Consider the following 20,371-nt stretch of genomic DNA (forward strand, 5'->3'; position numbering starts at 1 on the left):
AGACAAAATACTGCACTTTCGTTTTACATACACATCAAATTAAACGAAATAAAATGAAACAAAAAAATTTCAAATTATTTTTATTAACAAAAAAAACTAATCCACTTCACCACTATGCATTTAACGATCAATACCCAAATCACCACCATAAAACGGAACATATTTCATCAATAGCTGCCAAAAACCTTCAACAAACATTTGTTTAGAGGACACTTTTCATGACCTACCGCCATAAAACAGCCGATACCCCGCCATTAACTCACTAACAAAAATTTTCACATGCTTTCGCTCCCTTCATAGTCTATCCATAAAAAGGCCAGTGGAAACATCTCCACTGGCCTCTATCATCCTTCATCTTGATTTGTAGCTTTTAATTGGCACAGCCACCCGTAAGGGAGCCTAACCAATATACTTAAAGTTATAATTTGGATCCAAGTCCTCCAGAAAAGCGGTAATCAGGTCAATGACACTATTAATATCCTTTTTGCTGGCCGTCTCTACGGTAGTATGCATATACTTGAGTGGCAAAGAAATCAGTGCGGCAGGCACCCCTTCATTGGAATAGGCAAAGGCATCCGTGTCTGTCCCTGTACCTCTCGAAGCGGCTGCCCGCTGGAAAGGGATCTTCCTTTTGTCAGCTGCTGCAATGATCAAGTCCAGCAGCTTTTTATGAACAGAAGCACCATAGGTCAGCACTGGACCATCCCCAGCCACCTGCTCTCCACTGGTAATCTTATTGTACATCGGAGCGGTGGTGTCATGGCAAACATCCGTGATCACCGCCACATTCGGCTTGATCTTAGCGGCAATCATCTGTGCCCCGCGAAGGCCGATCTCTTCCTGCACCGCATTGACAACATACAATGCAAAAGGAAGCTTCTTCCCTGCATCGTGTAGTTTCTTCAGCACTTGCGCAATCATATAGCCTCCCACACGATTATCCAAAGCCCTTCCGGCAAAGAAATTACCATTAAGATCAATCAACTCGTCCTGGAAAGTCGCCACACAGCCGACATGAATGCCCATCTTCTCAACTTCCTCCTTGCTCCTTGCCCCAACATCGATGAAGATATTCTCCAATGAGGGCTTGTCTTCTTTATCTCCTTTCCGCACATGGATGGCCGGCCATCCAAAAACCCCAGGAATGACCTTATCATCCGTATGGATATTTACTCGCATGGATGGTGCGATCATGTGGTCTGAGCCTCCATTTCTGCGCACATAAATATATCCTTCTGGTGTGATATAATTCACAAACCAGCTGATCTCGTCGGCATGCGCCTCAATGACCACCTTGAAAGGGGCGTCTGGGTTGACCACCCCCACGGCAGTCCCATAGCTGTCGGTAAAATACTGGTCCACATACGGCTTGATATAATCCAGCCATAACTGTTGACCTGATGCCTCAAACCCCGTAGGCGAGGCGTTATTGAGGTATTTGTAAAGAAATTTTTCGTTTTCTTGCATGAATTAGCTATTTGGTTATTCGTTAGTACTCCTAATCCTACCTATCTGTTTTATGCTGGCTTTTAAAAGATACGGTTTACCGTATTTCTGCAACTTAAGCCCATGATTTTACCATAAGGTATTCTCCACCATAACTTAACTAGCATGGTTCTGGTTTCACGGTCACCCCTAATTACAAAGGTATATTTCCATGTTTCTTTTTAGGAAGGTTATCCACCTTATTTTTGAGCATTTTGAATCCTGAAATGAGTTTTTTTCTGGTTTGGGACGGTAGAATCACCTCATCGATGTATCCTCGGTGGGCAGCCTTATAAGGATTGGCAAATTTCCGGGTATACTGGTCGATTTTCTCCTGCAATTTAGCTTCTGAGTCTTCCGCTTGGGCAATTTCCTTTTTGAAAATTATTTCTGCAGCTCCCTTTGCTCCCATTACAGCGATCTCTGCAGTAGGCCATGCAAAATTCAAATCCGCTCCAATATGCTTGGAGTTCATCACATCATAAGCGCCCCCATAGGCCTTTCTGGTAATCACGGTGATCCTCGGGACGGTAGCTTCCGAAAAAGCATACAGCAATTTTGCCCCGTTGGTAATGATGCCATTCCACTCTTGGTCTGTACCCGGCAAAAAACCCGGCACATCCACCAGAACCAGCAAAGGGACATTAAAACAATCGCAAAACCGCACAAAGCGGGCCGCTTTGATCGACGCATCATTATCCAATACCCCTGCCAGGGATTGGGGCTGATTACCTACGACACCTATGCTCCTCCCAGCTATCCTGGCAAAGCCCACCACCATATTATCCGCAAAGTTTTGGTGCACCTCTAAAAACGAGGCTTCATCGACGATTCCCCTGACCACTTCCCGCATGTCATACGGATGATTTGGATTTTCGGGTACCATCGTATCCAGTACCGGCCTGGACTCATCTTCCAACATATCATACGGATAGGACGGTGCATCATCTTCACAATTTTGGGGAATGTAGCTAAGGATATCTTTTATGGTCTTGATGCACTCAACTTCATTTTGGCAGGCAAAATGCGTCACGCCGCTTTTGGTACTATGAGTGCTTGCCCCGCCCAATTCCTCTGAACTGACATGCTCCTGTGTAACGGTCTTCACGACATTTGGACCAGTCACAAACATATAGCTGGTCTCCTCTACCATAAGAATAAAATCGGTAATTGCCGGTGAATAAACCGCCCCTCCGGCACAGGGCCCCATGATCGCCGAAAGCTGTGGAATCACGCCTGATGCCCGGGTATTACGGTAAAATATATCGGCATATCCCCCCAGTGAATTCACGCCCTCTTGGATGCGGGCACCCCCGGAGTCATTCAACCCAATAACAGGGGCACCGTTTTTCATGGCCATGTCCATGATCTTGCAAATCTTTTCGGCATGGGTTTCTGAAAGGGAACCACCAAACACGGTAAAATCCTGGGAATACACATACACCAGTCGGCCATTGACCTCACCATAGCCGGTCACCACACCATCTCCCAAATAATATTCCTTATCCAGTCCAAAGTCCTTACAGCGGTGCATTTTAAACTTGTCGATCTCCTGAAAGGTCCCTTCATCGATCAGCAAATGAATACGCTCACGAGCCGTCAACTTCCCTTTCTCATGTTGGGTAGCTATCCGCTGCTGGCCCCCTCCCATCAGGGCTTCTTCGTTTTTCTTTTTTAACAATTCCAGTTTCTCCTTGTTTCCTGGCAGGGTATACACTCCTTTGGTAGCACTTTTCATAACATCAGCATCGTAGGTTCTTCATACAATATAACGAACTGTTTTTTATGGAAGAAACTTTTTCCCTCTCTGCTCAAAACTACTCAGGAATACACGTCCCTACTCAATTTATACCTTTCCTTTATTAAACTGGGAAATATCATAAAGCATTTTAAATAAACTTTTTATATTCGCACAACTAAAAAACCGGGGCTACATGAGACATGAGAAGGCAGCCATAATTGACATGGGAACCAATACATTTCATTTGATATTGGTAAATCTTAGCGAAGAGGGTTTTGACATTCTTTTCAAAGAAAAAGTCCCTGTGAAGATCGGGCAAAAAGGCATCAGCAAGAACGAAATCCATCCCGATGCAAAAAAACGGGCAATGCACACCCTTAAGCATTTCCGGAATTTGATCGACGGGGAAGCGATCGAGCATATTTATGCCTTTGCCACCAGTGCCGTGCGCAACGCCCACAACGGGATGGAATTGGTACAGGAGATCAGAAACGATTTCAACATCGACGTCAATGTGATCGATGGCGATCAGGAAGCCCAGCTCATCTATGAAGGCATTCGGTTTAGCAAATCATTGGGCAAGGAAAACAGCCTGATGATGGACATCGGTGGTGGCTCGGTAGAATTCATCATCGGTAATGAGGACAAAGCGCTATGGAAGCAAAGTTTTGAAATTGGCGGCCAGCGGCTCTTGGACCTATTCCATTATCATGACCCCATACTTCCAGAGGAAATCGACAAGCTCAAGGAGTTTCTTTCAGAACGCCTACAGCCCCTGATTGAAGCACTTAAAGCACATCAGCCCAAAAGACTGGTGGGTGCGTCAGGTACTTTTGACACCTTGACGGACATGTACTACGCTTCAGCCCACCTTACCAAAACCAAAAGCCAAACCGTCTTCCATCTCCCTCGAGGCGAATTCCAACGCCTATCCCAAAAGCTGGTCTCACTCCATAAAAAGGAACGATTGGAAATCCCCGGCATGATCCCTATGCGGGTGGACATGATCGTGGTGGCTTCTTGTCTCATCGACTTCATCCTCCAATACGTAGATGCCGACGAACTCATCTGTTCCAATTATGCCCTCAAGGAGGGGGTCATCTCTAAAATCCTGAAAAACGAATCCATTATCCCCTGTATGGGAATAGAAAAACCTTAACCCTTCTGCTCACCCACTGAGGTGAGCTTTAATTTTATACAGCATCATGAATTTTGATTTTAAAAGCCTATTTGCATTTACAAAAGAAATTTTCATAAAAATCGGGTGCCCTGAGGCCGATGCCCAATCGGCTACGGAAGTTCTGCTCTCGGCAGATCTCCGCGGCGTGGACTCCCATGGTGTGGCCAGGCTTTCCGGCTATGTCAGGCTTTGGGAAGCAGGCCGGATCAACCCTACCCCCAAGATCCGCATAGTCCACGAGACGCCCAGTACAGCGGTGGTGGATGGAGACGGTGGCTTGGGATTGGTCGTCGCCCCCGTGGCCATGAAAATCGCCATCGAAAAAGCTAAAAATGCCGGCACCGGCTGGGTATCTGTCAAAAACTCCAACCACTATGGCATAGCTGGACACCACGCGCTTCAAGCGGTCAAGGAAGATATGATTGGCATGTCCATGACCAACGCCAGCCCGTTGGTCAGCCCTACATTCTCAAAGGAAAGGCTGCTGGGCACCAATCCGATCTCCGTGGCCATTCCAGCGGGGAAAGAGCCTCCATTTGTTGCGGACATGGCCACCACAACGGCCGCCAATGGCAAGCTGGAAATCCTTCAGCGAAAACAGGAAAATGCCCCTTCTGGCTGGGTACAGGACAAAGAAGGGAATCCCACTACCAATGCTTTTGGTGTAAAAGAAGGTGGGGCCCTGCTTCCTCTGGGAGGTGACCGAGAGCATGGATCCCATAAGGGGTATGCCTTAGGGGCCATCGTGGACATCTTCTCTGCAGTGCTCTCCGGCGCCAACTACGGCCCTTGGGTACCGCCCTTCGTCGCTTTCCTAGAGCCAGACCCCAACCCGGTAGGAGAAGGCATAGGTCACTTCTTTGGCGCCATGCGGGTGGATGCTTTCCGACCGGCAGATGAGTTTAAAAACCACATGGACACTTGGATCAGCAGGTTCCGGGAAGCCAAAACCACTCCGGGACATGATAAAGTGCTCATCCCCGGCGACCCGGAAAGGGAGCTGGAAAAAGAACGAATGGAAAACGGTATTCCTTTGCTGGAACCTGTGCAGCAAGATTTGACGGCCCTGGGCGAAAAGTTTGGAGTGCCCCTTCGCTCCTGATCACGCTGCTTTGTAACTTAACGCTACAATTTCTCGTGTGCGGGAGCATCTAAACCCTATGCACACGAGAAATTTACGATATTTTAATTTTTCGATATTCCATTTTTTTCTATCTTAATGACATGTCAAAATTCCATCATTACCAGACGCTGATCACCTGGACCGGCAATACCGGCATGGGCACGAGGGGATACCTCGCGTACCAAAGAAACTTTGATGTCCATACAGAAGGCAGGCCAGTCATTTACGGGAGTGCAGATCCCCATTTTCGCGGAGACAAATCCCGCCATAATCCGGAAGAACTGTTTCTGGCCAGTATCGCTTCCTGTCACATGCTTTGGTACCTGCACTTGTGTGCCGAAGCAGGAATAAGTATCGTTTCGTATGAAGACCATGCAGAAGGCATTATGGTGGAAAACAAAAATGGCTCCGGTCAATTCAGCGAAGTGGTCCTGTATCCTGTCGTGACCGTGGAAGTGGAATCCATGAAAACCAAAGCCATGCAGCTTCACGAGGAAGCCAACAAGTATTGCTTTATTGCCAACAGCTGCAATTTCAAAATCCGTCACAAACCAGTGGTAAGGATAGCCTCGAAAAAACAAAGCTATAGCCATTAAAAAGCGAGGACCTAAAAATCATTCATTTGTTCTCGCCAGATAGGAATTCTAAAGTTATGCTTAACGGAAGGAAGCGGCCTAAATAAAGCCCTCTCCCTTGTTTTTGGCATCCGCCACAAACTCCTTAAACTTCTTCTCGGCATCCAACTTACAGATCAGCAGGACGTTTTCAGACTCATTGATCAGGTAATTATCCAGCCCGTGAACGACTACCAGTTTCTGCGGGGAAACTTTGATATAACTATTGGTAGTATCGTAAAGCATGGCGTTTGCATCCACGACATTATTGTCCTTGTCCCGGTTTTTTAATTTATGAATACTCATCCAAGAGCCAAGATCAGACCACCCAAAGTCTCCCAATATCAGGTAAACATCATCTGATTTCTCCATGATACCAAGGTCGATGGTCACATTTTTCACCAAGGAATAAGCCCTCTTTACAAACTCCTGCTCTTTTGAGGTGGCATAAAAATCGATTCCTTCTTCAAAAACCTCCGCTATCTCGGGCATGTGTTTTTCAAAAGCCCTGATGATGGACTGGTTTTTCCAAACAAAGACTCCGCTGTTCCAGACAAAATCGCCACTTTCCAAAAAAGTCTTCGCCAATGTAACATCAGGCTTTTCGGTAAAAGTCTTCACCTTTTTGACCTCCTCATGGCCATCCATGTACTGGATGTAGCCATAGGCAGTATCCGGCCGATTGGGCTTTATACCGATGGTAACCAAGTGATGGTCCTTTTCTGCTTCACTCAGGGCCAAGGCGATGGTATCCTGAAAGGCCACTTCATGTAGAATCAAATGGTCTGAAGGCGTCACGATAACCCGCGCCGCTTCATCCCTTTTTCGAATCACATAGCTGGCATATGCGATACACGTAGCTGTATTCCTGCGAAGGGGCTCGCTCAATATCTGGTCATCTCCCAACTCCGGGAGTTGCTCCTTGACAATGTCGACATAATTATGATTGGTCACCACGACAAACCTGTCAGGGCTGGACAGTTTTACAAATCGGTCATAGGTAGTCTGCAGCAGGGTTCTGCCAGTGCCCAATAGATCTAAAAACTGCTTTGGAAAATTGTTTCTGCTATGTGGCCAAAACTTGGTGCCGATACCACCGGCCAAAACAACAATATATGGTTTATTTTGCATGATTCTTCTTAAACAATCCCCTCTTTCATTAAGTCATGGATATGGATAAATCCAAACACCTCTCCCTCTTCTGCCACGACCAATTGCGTGATGTTATACTCCCTCATGCGATTCAACGCCCTCACCGCATATTCATTGCGCACGATGGTCTTTGGGTTTATGGTCATAATATCTTTAGCTGTTAATTTAGATAAATCCTGGTGATTTTCCAGCATCCTTCGGAGGTCCCCATCGGTCACAATGCCCATGAGCTTCCTACTGGAATCCACGACGGCAGTGGCGCCAAGTCGCTTTCCACTGATTTCCAAGATTACTTCTGTGAGCGCAGCACTTTCATGGACCACTGGAACCGCATCCTTCACCATCAGGTCATCCACGGTAAGGTACAGTTGTTTCCCGAGAGCTCCCCCTGGATGATAGCGTGCAAAATCATCGCTACTAAATCCGCGGGCTTCCAAAAGGCAAACGGCCAATGCATCTCCCATGGCCATGTGCGCGGTGGTACTCGTTGTTGGTGCTAAATTTAAAGGACAAGCCTCTGCGGCAATGGTGGCATTCAACACAAAATCGGCATGTTCGGCCAGATAGCTATCCGTATTACTTACCAAGGCCACCAACCGCGACCCCATTCTCTTGAGCATGGGCACGAGGACTTTCACTTCCGGTGTATTCCCACTCTTGGAGATACAAAGTACAAAATCTTCCTTTTGAATCATACCTAAATCACCATGAATAGCATCTGCGGCATGCATAAAAAGTGCTGGAGTACCCGTAGAATTTAAGGTGGCCACTATTTTGGTGGCGACAATGGCACTCTTGCCCACCCCGGTAATCACCACCCGTCCTTTGGAATGGAGGATTTCTTCCACACAGGCTTCAAAGTCACCGTCAATTTTTGGGATCAGATTTTGAAGGGCTTCAGCCTCTGTTTGGAGGACTTTAATGGCGCTGTTTCTAATATTTTTTATTATATTCAATTTTACCGAGGTTATTAATTAAATTTGTACAAAGGTAAAATTATTTGCTTTAAAAATTTAATGAAAAGCGATCGGCACATCATTAAAAATAGAAAATGGAGTGGATATAAAAATTAAAGAGAACCTCAAAAAGATTTTTGGCTTCAACCAATTTAGAGGAAACCAGGAAGCGATTGTTGACAACATATTGCAGGGCAACAATACTTTCGTGATTATGCCTACCGGAGCCGGAAAATCCTTATGCTATCAACTTCCAGCCGTGACCAAAGAAGGCACGGCTATTGTCATATCACCCTTGATCGCCTTGATGAAAAACCAAGTGGATCAACTGAATGCATTTGGCATCAATGCCCATTTTCTGAATTCGACGCTCAGTAAGACCGAAACCAATAAGGTCAAAAAGGAAGTCCTTTCTGGAGCCACCAAACTGCTGTATGTCGCACCAGAGTCGCTGACCAAAGAGGAGAACGTCGAATTTCTAAAATCCGCCCAACTCAGTTTCGTGGCCATTGATGAGGCACACTGTATTTCAGAGTGGGGACACGACTTTAGGCCTGAATACCGAAAGATCAAAAGCATCATCGCACAGATCGGCGACGCCCTGCCGATCATAGCCCTTACGGCCACCGCCACTCCAAAGGTGCAGCAGGACATCCAGCGAAACCTTAACATGGAGGAAGCGGACCTGTTTAAGTCCTCCTTTAACAGAACCAACCTTTTCTACGAGGTAAGGCCAAAAGCCAAATCAGACACCAAAAAGCACCTCATAAAATACGTCAAATCCCAAAAGGGCAAATCGGGAATTATCTATTGCCTGAGCAGGAAAAAGGTGGAAGAAATCGCAGAACTCCTGAAAGTCAACGGCATCAACGCAGCACCTTACCACGCCGGCCTCGAATCCGCCATGCGGATAAAAAACCAGGATGACTTCCTTAATGAAGAAGTGGATGTGGTAGTGGCGACGATCGCCTTTGGCATGGGAATCGACAAACCGGATGTCCGCTATGTCATTCACTATGATGTTCCAAAATCACTGGAGGGATATTACCAGGAAACAGGAAGGGCTGGCAGAGATGGACTGGAAGGCCACTGCTTGATGTTTTATAAATATGAAGACATCGTCAAGCTCGAAAAGTTCAATAAGGACAAACCGGTAAATGAGCGTGAAAATGCCAAAGTGCTCCTTCAGGAAATGGCTGCTTATGCGGAAAGCTCGGTATGTCGCAGGAGAGTTTTGCTACACTATTTTGGTGAAAGCTTAAACGAAGATTGTGGCTTCTGTGACAACTGTAAGAAAAAACGAGATGCTTTCGATGCAAAAGAAGACATCCTAACGGCCATAGAGGCCGTCAAGGAAACCCATCAGCGATTCAGTTTGGACCACATCGTCAATGTCATTCGCGGTGAACAAAATGAATACATGGAAAGCTATAACCATGATGGGCTTTCAGTTTTCGGGAAAGGCAAAGAAGAAAATGAGCGGTACTGGCGTTCTGTTATCCGCCAAACGATGATCCATGGCCTTTTGGAAAAAGACATTGAAAACTATGGGGTCATCAAGCTCTCCAAAACCAGTGAAGACTTCCTCAAAAACCCTCATGAGATCACATTCACGAAGGATCATGACTTTGATGAGATGATCGAAAATGATGAGGCCGAGGAAATTGCCAATACCAACAAGGCCTATGATGAAAAGCTATTTGAGCTGCTCAAAGTAGAGCGTAAAAAAGTAGCCAAAAGCAAAGGGCTGCCTCCTTACGTCATCTTTCAGGATCCCTCCTTGGAAGAAATGGCAACCGTTTATCCTACTTCAAGAGAAGAACTTGCCCAAGTTAATGGGGTAGGTATGGGAAAAGTCACTAAATTTGGAGCACCATTTCTCAAACTAATTACCAATTACGTTGAGGAAAATGACATTATTACGGCTTCGGACGTTGTTGTCAAAACGGCCGGTACCCGCTCCAAAGTAAAGATATCCATCATCCAGCAGGTAGACCGTAAAATAGATCTTGATGAAATCGCCAGTAATCTGAACATTGAAATGTCCGAATTACTGCAGGAGATAGAACAGATTATTTACAGTGGCACCAAGTTAAATATCAATTACTACATCCATAACATTATGGATGAAGAGCGGGAAGACATCTTACATGATTACTTCATGACCGCCGAAACGGACAATATCAGAGAGGCACTTCAAGAACTTGAGGACGAAGACTTCGGAGAAGAAGAGATCAGGGTCTACAGAATCAAGTTTATTTCTGATCATGCCAATTAAAAATTAGACTTAAATACATGAACATACTATTATTAGGAAGCGGAGGCAGAGAACATGCTTTCGCTTATAAAATTGCCAATAGCCCAAAATGTGATCGTTTATATGTAGCCCCGGGAAATGCGGGCACCGCCAGTATCGCTACGAATGTATCCATTGGGATCACTGATTTCCCTGCCCTGAAGGATTTTATCTTGGCAAACGCCATAGACTTGGTCGTAGTAGGCCCAGAGGAGCCGCTCGTAAAGGGTGTGGCAGATTATTTTGCTTCCCAAGAAGAAACGAAAGCCTTACCTGTAGTGGGTCCTAAGCAAAAAGGTGCCACCTTGGAAGGAAGCAAGGATTTTTCCAAGCAATTCATGCAGCGCCATCAAGTACCTACCGCGGCCTCTGCAACCTTTACCAAAGATACCATCGATGAAGGATTAGCGTTTATCAGGGCACAGCAGGTACCTGTCGTGCTGAAGGCTGATGGACTGGCTGCGGGGAAAGGTGTGCTGATCTGCGAAACGATAGAAGATGCTGAAAGTTCCTTTAAGGAAATGCTACTAGAAAGTAAATTCGGTGCCGCTTCCGAGAAGGTAGTCATCGAGGAATTCCTTTCTGGAATAGAACTTTCCGTATTCGTGGCAACGGACGGCAAAAGCTATAAGATCCTTCCAGAAGCCAAAGACTACAAACGCATTGGCGAAAAAGACACAGGCTTGAACACGGGCGGAATGGGAGCCGTCAGTCCAGTGCCTTTTGCCAAAGGGGCATTCCTGAAGAAAGTCGAAGAAAAAGTGGTCAAACCGACCATCGAAGGACTAAAAAAAGACGAAATTGATTATAAAGGCTTTATCTTCATCGGATTGATGAATGATAATGGAGAACCTTACGTAATCGAGTATAACGTGCGTATGGGAGACCCGGAAACCCAAGCGGTACTTCCGCGCATTAAAAGCGACTTCGTAGATCTACTGTACGCCATGGGCACTGGCACCTTGGAAGATTATGATTTGGAGCTGGAAGATTTCACGGCTACTACCATTGTCATGGTGGCAGGCGGATATCCCGGCAGCTATCCCAAAGGTGATGCCATCAGTGGACTGGAAAACGAAGATGGCGCTAGCCTGACCTTCCATGCAGGCACCACTACAAATCCCCAAGGCGATGTGGTCACCAATGGTGGCCGGATATTGGGGATCACGGGCAAAGGAAACAGCATTGAAGAAGCGCTTTCCAATGCCTATTCCAGGGTAAATGAAATTTCCTGGAAAGACGTCTATTTCCGAAAAGATATCGGTCAAGACGTCCTAAATTATGGTAAATAAAACCATAATTTATTCACGAGGAATATGTACTGAGCATGTTCCCTAAATAATATATGTGTTATGGCAGGATGTAGTAGCTGCTCTACCACCACCGGAGGTGGCGGATGCCAAAATAATGGCAGCTGTGGTACGAGCGATTGTAATAAAATGAATTCCTTCGATTGGTTGTCCCATATGGGCATTCCAAACGTGGACAATTTTGATATTGTAGAAGTTAAGTTTAAGGGTGGCAGAAAAGACTATTTCAGAAATGTAAACCACCTTCAACTCACCACGGGTGACCCGGTGGTGGTGGACGTCCCCAGTGGACATCATATCGGCTATGTTTCCCTCCAAGGTGAGCTGGTAAGGCTTCAAATGCAAAAACGAAAGATCAAAAATGATGATAACATCACCAAGATCTATCGCGTGGCCTCACCCAAGGACTTGGAGAAATGGGAAGAAGCCAAAAACAGGGAGATCCCTACACTTTACCGAACCAAGCAAATCATCGATGAGATAAAGCTGGAGATGAAATTGTCCGATATTGAATATCAGGCGGACAATTCCAAAGCCACTTTTTATTATTCTGCAGATGAGCGAGTGGACTTCAGGGAGCTGATTAAAATATTGGCGTCAGAATTTAAGATCCGTGTGGAAATGCGTCAAATCAGCCTCAGACAAGAGGCGGGAAGATTAGGCGGCATTGGGGTATGCGGTCGTGAATTGTGTTGTTCTACGTGGATTCATGATTTCAAGAGTGTCAGTACTTCGGCAGCAAGGTACCAAAACCTTTCTCTAAACCCCACCAAACTTTCTGGTCAGTGCGGGAGGTTGAAATGCTGCCTCAACTACGAGCTCGACACCTACATGACGGCGCTGGAGGACATTCCAACTATCGAAAAACCATTGGTAACGGAAGCGGGCCATGCCAAGCTCCAAAAGACGGACATCTTCCGGAAGCTGATGTGGTTCAGTTACAACAATGAAAACAACTGGCATTCGATTGACTGCGACAGGGTAAAGGAGATCATTGAAATGAACAAGGAAGGGAAAAAGCCATTCAGCCTTGAATTAAATGATGTCATGGATCTGGAAGAGGAAAAATCCAATTCCAATATTGACCTGGAGCTGTTGGATAAAAAGTTCAGCAAAAACAACAAAAAGCGGAAAAAGCGGAAACCAAGGCAAAAACAGCCCTCCAACAGATCGGCTGCAGGAGCCAAAACCAATACTCCTCCCCCAAACAAAGACCAAAAAGATCGGCAACAGCACACCCGACGCAAACCGTCCAACCGGAGAAAAGGGGGAGAGCAAAGAAAAGGGCAGTCACCGCCAAAGCAACAACCTTCAACGGATCAAAATAATCCGCAGGCCTCCCAAGGAGCTAAGCCAAAAGGAAATAAACGGAGAAACAATCGTAGAAAAGGTGGGGGCAGACCGTCCAATAATAAAGGCAATCAGCAGAATGATCAATAAAAATATCGTCATAAGAATTTGTGGAATTTTGCTATTCACTTCTTTGGTATTTTCCTGTAACAACGACCGTATATATGAGGAGTACCACGGTTTGAAAAACCTCTCTTGGCCTATTGCTGACACCGTGTCGTTTGATATTGAGACTGCCTATGACCACAAGGTTTTATCCACTCTCCGGATTAAATACAATCAGGATTATGACTATTATAACCTGTACGTAAGGTACTTGGTTCGAGACAGCCTGAACCAGATCAAAAGCAATGAATTGCTAAACCTTAATCTATTTGATCCCAAAACAGGCAAACCTTTGGGAAGCGGATATGGGAATAGCTTTACCCAACTGGACACTTTGCCTTTAAAAAAAGTAACGGCAGGTGAAAAAATAAAAGTCCAGTTTATCCAATACATGCGTAGTAACGATTTGGACGGCATTGAAACCGTAGGAATCAAACTTAAGCGAGAAATGGATTAGTTCATTCCTCGCTTAGGTTTTCAGGTATTTTAGTTTGTAAAAGATCCTCTCGATCCATCCAATATTGTCGGCTAAATACCTGTGTAATATTCCAGCCTTTTTCCTTCAGAATCCTAGGATGATATACAAAAGCTTCTTTTGCTGTTTTGGCCGTAAATAGTCGATTATCATCAGTGAGAATGGCTCCGACATATTTGCCATTTACCATTAACTCCAAGTCCATATTCCTTGAAATTGTACTATTTCTGATGGTATGGCCTCCATATTCCCCTTCCAGTTTATTCTTGAGGTACCACGATACCTCAAACCCTCCTGAGGTCTGTTCTTGGATCATCACCCGTTTACCTTGTGAAACTTCCTCGGCGTAACGCAGGTAATCCCGCAACATTCTGATGCCAGGATTATAAATTTGTTTCGTCTTGAAATCATCTGCACCGATGCTAGTGATCACACATACCTTGCTCCGGGCCCTTGTGATTGCCACATTTAACCGATTTACTCCGCCATCCTTAGACAGCGAACCGAAGTTGGCAATAAACTTACCCGCTTTATTTCGAGCATAACCTATTGAAAACAGCACCACATCAAATTCATCTCCCTGAACGTTTTCAATGTTTTTGACCTTAATCCCTTTCCCTAGCCGTGCCTTCAGCGACTTTTCTTTTAAGACAAGGTCGATTATAAGTTCCATTTGGAAGTAGTTAAACGTGATGACGCCAATCGAACCTACAGCGCCACCCTCCACCAAAGTGATCAATTCTTCGACAACTCTTTCAGCTTCTGCTACATTGGTTTGTTTATCCCAAGTACCATCCACTTTTATCCACTTGTATGCGCACTCTTCTTGGTTAAGGCTACTCATTTCAGGGAGCATGGTCAACTTATTATCGTAAAAATGTTGATTAGAAAAACCAATTAAAGAGAGGGACTTGCTCCGATAGTGTCCCTCAAGGGTATATTTCTTAAAATAATGCGATGCCAATTCCAGCAAAGACACTACCTCCAAGTCCATCCCTTCCCGTTCTGTCTCATCCATGCGAACCTTATATAAATCAAACGGTTGTAATTGCTGGCTATCCCCTGCAATAACTGCTTGTTTCCCTCGAAGCATCGCTGGAAGCCCCCTTTCAGCATAGCACTGTGATGACTCATCAAAGACCACCAGGTCAAAATGGCTCTGTATTGGAAAAAGTGCTGAGACCGTTTCAGGCGATGCCAACCAACACGGAACAAGCCTGAAAATCTCTTCTTCAAACTTCTCCAACAACTTTTTAATACTCCATAACCGCTTCTTCTTTGTTACCTGATGTTGTAATTCCCGGTAGGTGATCAGGTTATTTAGTCGATTATATTCAAGCTTTTTAAAGGTATTTTCCCTAAGCCGCATTTCCGTGATAAACCTGCTTATTTTCAGCTTTTCATCCACCGCTTCTGAAAATTCCTCTAAAATATCCTTGACCTTATAAAGGCTCATTTCCTGAAGGACAGGATATTTAGCCTCAATATGTTCGATCCAACTGAGCTTGAGACCGGAAAGAAAGATTTGTTTAAGTTCCTCAAAATCAGCTTCGGGATAGTCATCCAATAATTTGTTGACCACCTCGATATCGACACTTCTTAACTTCCTTTTCAGCCGGTCCATGGCCACTATCTCGGTAAAATGCTCGGTAATCGTACCTTTTATTTTGTCCAACCTTTCCTCATCAGAGGTGGTCAGTAAATGCTTTATTTGTATGGTCGTAAAATAGGTTCTCCAACCTCCCGCTTTGTGTTCTATCAGCTCATTGATCCCAATCAACTCTTGTAGGATTCTTCTAAAATGATCAAAATCTGCATTTTCAAAGATCAAATAAGGTGTAAGGACACCAAGCTCTTCGAGGATAAATCGTGCTTTTACTGCTTCGATAAGGATATGAAACTCGTGGTTGAAACTTGGGAATTCAAATGGCTTGTCCGGTAAATTGATCCAGGGTTTCCGGTCAAGCAAGGTATATTGATGGTTTAGGTTCAGCCTATTTTCGAGCATTTTAACCAGCACCTGTAATCCTGTCAAGTTTCTCTCCAACTCATTGTGCTCCAACAGGGCCCATACTTCGCGATATTCCTTTCTATAAAAACGCAGCGAGAGGGATTTCCACCAAGAGTCCTTCATCGCAATCACATGGAGTACTTTCTGGTAGATTTCTTCCACGGCTCCGTCTTCGACAGACCACTCTACTCCCTCTTCGGCCAATAGATTCTTGACGATATCCACTTTGTTTTCAAGCCACAAAAGGTCCATATCTGCCTTAGGGTACTTCATGAGCCTTTGGAGAACGGCAAAGACCTCCTTGTTACTGATCAGCTTTTGAAGTTCTTCAAGCCTATCCTTCTGCTCAAAAGACTGATATACCAAAGGGAACTCAAATGGTTGGTATAACAGATCACCAAGGATCAATTCAGCGGTGCTTTTCAGTTCCTTGATCTCCAACAGGTTTTCCTTGAAGCGATGGATGGCATTGGCTGTAAATTCTGCAAAGTCAACCCGGTGAAGCCAAAATGAGTCGGCCTGCTCGTACTTTGGATAATAGTATAAGTATTCCTTTAGATCCTTTAAAAACTCATCCAACCCACTCCAGTGATAATGCTTATAATACTGCGTCAGGTTCAAATGCTCGTCATCAAGAGAGGTGCTCATATAGAGTTCCTTCACGGGGACACCACATTCCTCAGTATTAAAAAGTGCATGCCTGTATTCTTCCAAATAGTCACTATGCTGATCTATGACATTGACAATTTTACTAAAACTCCGCTCCAGCTGGATAGCATCCAAGCTTCTATTTAACCCTTTATAAACTTCCAAAGAATTGATTTGATCTGCCAATTTCTTGAACACCGCTCCCCTATCGGTTCTGAAATCATGCACCAGCGCTAGAAATGAACCGAAGCCTTGCTTGACTAACCGCTCATGAACCACATCCAACGCTGCACGCTTTTGGGAAACCACCAAGACCTTCATATCCCTGGAAATAAAATCAGCCACCAAGTTACATATGAGCTGGGATTTCCCCGTACCAGGTGGACCTTCCACTACACAGGATCCACCGCTTCGAACACTTTTGAGCACCTCCTCTTGGCTGGCATCCAGCGGCAGGGTGTTAAACAAGCTTTCTGCTGATCGCGAGGAATGGTGACCATCCATTTTGGCATACCAATCCATAAAAAGGCCCTCCAGATCCGTTCCCGGAAATTTCTCCATCAATTCCTCATAGTCCCTCATCAGAAAGGAACTCTTCTGGGAAAATTGTCCCAAAATTGCATTGGGACGAAGCTTAAGCATCCCCGTTTGAAAAACTTTCTCCGCTTCCGCAGAACTGGTCTCCCTAAAACCATCCAACTTATCCTGAAACAGTTCTTGACTAAAATTTAAGGTCAATTCCTTTTGAAGAAATTGGTATAGAGCGGTTCGGAATGGGGTAGGTTCTTTGGGGAATTGTTCCATTGGATTTTCCCACCAGTCCTTTTTAAAAGGCTGTTGATTGGCCCGGGCATATGCCAACAGAAATGCCCTGTTGAAGAATGGTTGATCGCCTGATTTTTTCTTAATGTACCACTTTTTACCTTCTTCAGTTATGCGAACGGGAAAGAACAACAAAGGACATCGGACGACCTGATCATTGGACAGCTTTCCTTCAATAAACGGCCATCCTACATATAGGCTTTTTTCACCACTCTCTTCTTCTGCAAGTTTTACGCGCTGGCCAAGCCTTTTGAGCCTAACAGATAGTTGATTCACCTGAGCATTCCTGGCATCCCCGGCGGGAATGAGCGGGATTTTCTTCTTTCTCCCCAGTAGCTCCGTAATATAGGTGAAAGCATTATCATATTCCAAAAATTCAAATTCTTTCAGGTCTATCATTTGGCCCGTCATCAGTTTGGGTAAGAAAATGGACCTGTTCCTTGCAGACAAATCCATCAATCTGTTCATATAGACCCGAAAGATATCCTTTATCATAAATCCCTATTTAAATGGAGAATCCTTTTCCTTTGCCATGTGGTTATATACAATACCGTCCATTATTCCTGGAATCCATTTGTTCAAAAACACCGCCAGTTTCCCCTCGCTGGTCAATACCAAATCCCTTTTTTTCTTAATGGTGGCCTTGAGAATGTGATCGGCCACTTCCTTGGCGGTCATCATATCATCTTCATTTCTGGGAGATTCCCCTTGGGAATTCCCTGCTGCAGTAAGGGCATTATTTCTGATATTGGAAGCCGTAAACCCCGGACAGGCTACCAACACATGAACGCCCCTTTTCATCACCTCCGTGCGCAGGGATTCCAAAAAACCATTCATTGCGTATTTACTAGCGGTATAAGCAGTTCTGGCGGGCGTGCCTCGATAACCATTGATCGATGAAATCCCAATAACCGACCCTTCTTGCTTTAATATCTCGGGCAAACAGTACTTAGTAGCATACACAGTTCCCCAGAAATTGGTATCCATTACCTTATGAAAGACCGCTGTATCCAGCTCTTCAAATAAAGCTCGCATGGAAATCCCCGCATTATTGATCAGGATATCAATCTTTCCAAAATGGGCAACCACATTATCTGCCATCCTTTGGTTATCCTCTTCCACTCCTGCATCAGCCAACAGCCCCATGCAATCAATCCCTTCCTTCCGTAGCTTTACCAAGGTATTATCCAGTTTAACCTGACTCCTACCGGTAATGGCCACCTTGGCCCCTTCCATTCCAAATGCAATCGCACATGCTTCCCCGATGCCTGATGTCGCGCCTGTTACCACGACTACTTTATCAATTAATTTCATTCCTCTTTCAAACTTTAAGCCTAAATATAATCATTTCACCCTAATTGGGTAATCGAAAAGGAGGAAGAACCCAAGAAAGAATGCTGCGAATCGTTCGTTATCACACCATATTTCCCTACAAACTCCATAAAACATATACGGTTCAGAATGTGATTTAAACAAGCTTGTTTCCCCAATTTCAAGCAATTTTCACCCTATACAGTCTCCTTCAGCATAAGAAGGTATGGACCTGTTTCATCAGTTTTTTTTTATGCTACCCTAAGGGCTGCCCTTCCAGCCCAAATAATCATCATCTTGATCCTAGGCTGTTGAGATTACTGCTTGGGAGGCATTGCCACAAATCGGATATAATGATTAATTTTGCAGCCTATGTCGAGAAAGATGAAAAACAAGGTATTAAAAAACCTTACGATAGAACGGATTGCCTCTGAAGGCAAGTGTATTGCTCATTATGATGGCAAAGTGGTGTTTGTACAAAATGTGGCTCCTGGAGATGTAGTGGACGTTAGGATCAGGCGAGGAAAAAGCAGCTTCATGGAAGGAGATGCCATCCATATCCATGAATACTCCAAAGACCGGGTGGCCCCATTTTGCTCCCATTTTGGGGTTTGTGGCGGATGCAAATGGCAGCACATCAACTACGACCTTCAAATGAACTATAAGCGGCAGCAGGTAGTGGACCAATTTCAACGAATAGCCAAAGTCCCCATTCCTGAAGTCCTGCCTATTATTGGTTCGGGAGACACTCAGTATTATCGTAATAAACTGGACTTTACATTCTCCAACAACCGATGGCTGACCAGAGAACAAATTGATTCGGGTGAAGAATTCGAACGAAATGCCCTAGGCTTTCACATTCCCAAGCGGTTTGATAAAATCGTGGATGTCGACCACTGCTACCTGCAAGGAGGACTATCCAATGAGGTCCGCAATGCTTTAAGGGAGTTTGCCCTTGAAAACAGCCTGACCTTTTTTGATATGATCAAGCAAAATGGCCTGCTCCGTAACCTCATCATCAGAACAACTACTACTGATGAAACCATGGTCATCGTCCAATTTGGCGAAAACCATCCTGAACAAATTGAGCAAGTCATGGATTTTCTTGCGGGGCGTTTCCCTTCCATAACTTCCCTGCTTTACATCATCAACCTGAAAAAGAATGAAACGTTCCATGATCAGGAGATTCATACCTTCATGGGCAGGGACTACATCATAGAAGAAATGGAGGGGCTACAGTTCCGTATCGGCCCCAAATCCTTTTACCAGACCAATTCCAAGCAAGCGTACGAATTATATAAAGTCGCCAGAGAATTTGCCAGTTTACAAGGGAATGAAGTAGTTTACGACCTATATACTGGTACAGGCACCATCGCGAACTTCATAGCAAAGAAGGCGAAACAGGTAATCGGCATCGAATATGTTGAAGAGGCCATTGAGGATGCCAAACTTAATGCAAAAGAAAATGGCCTGGAAAACACCCAGTTTTATGCTGGTGACATGAAGGACATGCTGACCGATGAATTCATTGCTGACCATGCCGCGCCTGATGTGATCATCACTGACCCTCCTCGAGCGGGAATGCATGAAGACGTAGTCAATATGCTACTAAAACTAGCCGCACCTAAAATCGTTTACATCAGCTGCAACCCTGCTACACAAGCACGGGACATTGCGCTTTTAGGGGAAAAATATAGTGTAGATATCGTTCAGCCAGTAGACATGTTTCCTCAAACATATCATGTGGAAAATGTAGTATTATTAACACTGAAATAGGGAGCAAGAATGTGTT

At 44.9% G+C, this 20,371-nt stretch carries 14 protein-coding genes; 8 read left to right on the forward strand and 6 right to left on the reverse strand.

What is annotated here, in order from left to right; genetic code table 11:
• Positions 1-399: 399 nt before the first annotated feature.
• Positions 400-1,467 (reverse strand): M42 family metallopeptidase, encoded by a 1,068-nt coding sequence (locus tag ECHVI_RS00780; RefSeq protein ID WP_015264024.1) that lies wholly within the window; start codon positions 1,465-1,467, stop codon positions 400-402.
• Between the two features lie 172 nt (positions 1,468-1,639).
• Positions 1,640-3,223: an acyl-CoA carboxylase subunit beta gene (locus ECHVI_RS00785; protein ID WP_015264025.1), complete on the reverse strand. Its 1,584-nt coding sequence runs from the start codon at positions 3,221-3,223 to the stop codon at positions 1,640-1,642.
• Between the two features lie 196 nt (positions 3,224-3,419).
• On the opposite strand from ECHVI_RS00785, the gene ECHVI_RS00790 reads away from it, so the two are divergent.
• The 3 genes from ECHVI_RS00790 (at position 3,420) to ECHVI_RS00800 (ending at position 6,125) form a co-directional block, all read left to right on the forward strand.
• Positions 3,420-4,385, forward strand: coding sequence for a Ppx/GppA phosphatase family protein (locus ECHVI_RS00790; protein ID WP_015264026.1), 966 nt, complete (start codon positions 3,420-3,422; stop codon positions 4,383-4,385).
• Between the two features lie 46 nt (positions 4,386-4,431).
• Positions 4,432-5,508 carry an Ldh family oxidoreductase gene (locus ECHVI_RS00795; RefSeq protein WP_015264027.1) on the forward strand — a complete coding sequence of 359 codons (1,077 nt, stop codon included), beginning with the start codon at positions 4,432-4,434 and terminating at the stop codon, positions 5,506-5,508.
• Between the two features lie 122 nt (positions 5,509-5,630).
• Positions 5,631-6,125, forward strand: coding sequence for an OsmC family protein (locus tag ECHVI_RS00800; RefSeq protein ID WP_015264028.1), 495 nt, complete (start codon positions 5,631-5,633; stop codon positions 6,123-6,125).
• A gap of 78 nt (positions 6,126-6,203) precedes the next feature.
• Here ECHVI_RS00800 and ECHVI_RS00805 read toward each other — a convergent pair whose 3' ends face one another.
• Positions 6,204-7,274 (reverse strand): mannose-1-phosphate guanylyltransferase, encoded by a 1,071-nt coding sequence (locus ECHVI_RS00805; RefSeq protein WP_015264029.1) that lies wholly within the window; start codon positions 7,272-7,274, stop codon positions 6,204-6,206.
• 8 nt (positions 7,275-7,282) lie between these two features.
• Positions 7,283-8,251: a KpsF/GutQ family sugar-phosphate isomerase gene (locus ECHVI_RS00810; RefSeq protein ID WP_015264030.1), complete on the reverse strand. Its 969-nt coding sequence runs from the start codon at positions 8,249-8,251 to the stop codon at positions 7,283-7,285.
• 100 nt (positions 8,252-8,351) lie between these two features.
• Here ECHVI_RS00810 and recQ point away from each other — a divergent pair, with 100 nt between their 5' ends.
• From recQ to ECHVI_RS00830, 4 genes are read left to right on the forward strand one after another with little or no spacing between them, the layout of a single operon-like run.
• Positions 8,352-10,529, forward strand: coding sequence for a DNA helicase RecQ (gene recQ, locus ECHVI_RS00815; RefSeq protein ID WP_015264031.1), 2,178 nt, complete (start codon positions 8,352-8,354; stop codon positions 10,527-10,529).
• Between the two features lie 17 nt (positions 10,530-10,546).
• Positions 10,547-11,839, forward strand: coding sequence for a phosphoribosylamine--glycine ligase (gene purD / locus ECHVI_RS00820; protein WP_015264032.1), 1,293 nt, complete (start codon positions 10,547-10,549; stop codon positions 11,837-11,839).
• 60 nt (positions 11,840-11,899) lie between these two features.
• Positions 11,900-13,297, forward strand: a complete 1,398-nt coding sequence (locus ECHVI_RS00825; protein WP_015264033.1) for a PSP1 domain-containing protein — start codon at positions 11,900-11,902, stop codon at positions 13,295-13,297.
• Positions 13,287-13,769, forward strand: a complete 483-nt coding sequence (locus tag ECHVI_RS00830) for a gliding motility lipoprotein GldH (protein ID WP_015264034.1) — start codon at positions 13,287-13,289, stop codon at positions 13,767-13,769. Before ECHVI_RS00825 ends, ECHVI_RS00830 begins: the two co-directional genes overlap by 11 nt.
• 1 nt (position 13,770) lies before the next feature.
• On the opposite strand, the gene ECHVI_RS00835 is transcribed toward ECHVI_RS00830, so the two are convergent.
• Together ECHVI_RS00835 and ECHVI_RS00840 are read right to left on the reverse strand one after the other, a co-directional pair.
• Positions 13,771-17,763 carry an AAA domain-containing protein gene (locus ECHVI_RS00835; protein WP_015264035.1) on the reverse strand — a complete coding sequence of 1,331 codons (3,993 nt, stop codon included), beginning with the start codon at positions 17,761-17,763 and terminating at the stop codon, positions 13,771-13,773.
• A gap of 6 nt (positions 17,764-17,769) precedes the next feature.
• Positions 17,770-18,582, reverse strand: a complete 813-nt coding sequence (locus ECHVI_RS00840) for an SDR family oxidoreductase (protein ID WP_015264036.1) — start codon at positions 18,580-18,582, stop codon at positions 17,770-17,772.
• Positions 18,583-18,951: 369 nt separating this feature from the next.
• Here ECHVI_RS00840 and rlmD point away from each other — a divergent pair, with 369 nt between their 5' ends.
• The gene (gene rlmD, locus ECHVI_RS00845) at positions 18,952-20,355 is read left to right on the forward strand and encodes a 23S rRNA (uracil(1939)-C(5))-methyltransferase RlmD (protein WP_015264037.1); all 1,404 of its coding nucleotides are present in this window, start codon (positions 18,952-18,954) and stop codon (positions 20,353-20,355) included.
• Positions 20,356-20,371 lie beyond the last annotated feature (16 nt).

Origin of the sequence: Echinicola vietnamensis DSM 17526 (assembly GCF_000325705.1) — a bacterium.
GTDB classification, from domain to species: Bacteria; Bacteroidota; Bacteroidia; order Cytophagales; family Cyclobacteriaceae; genus Echinicola; species Echinicola vietnamensis.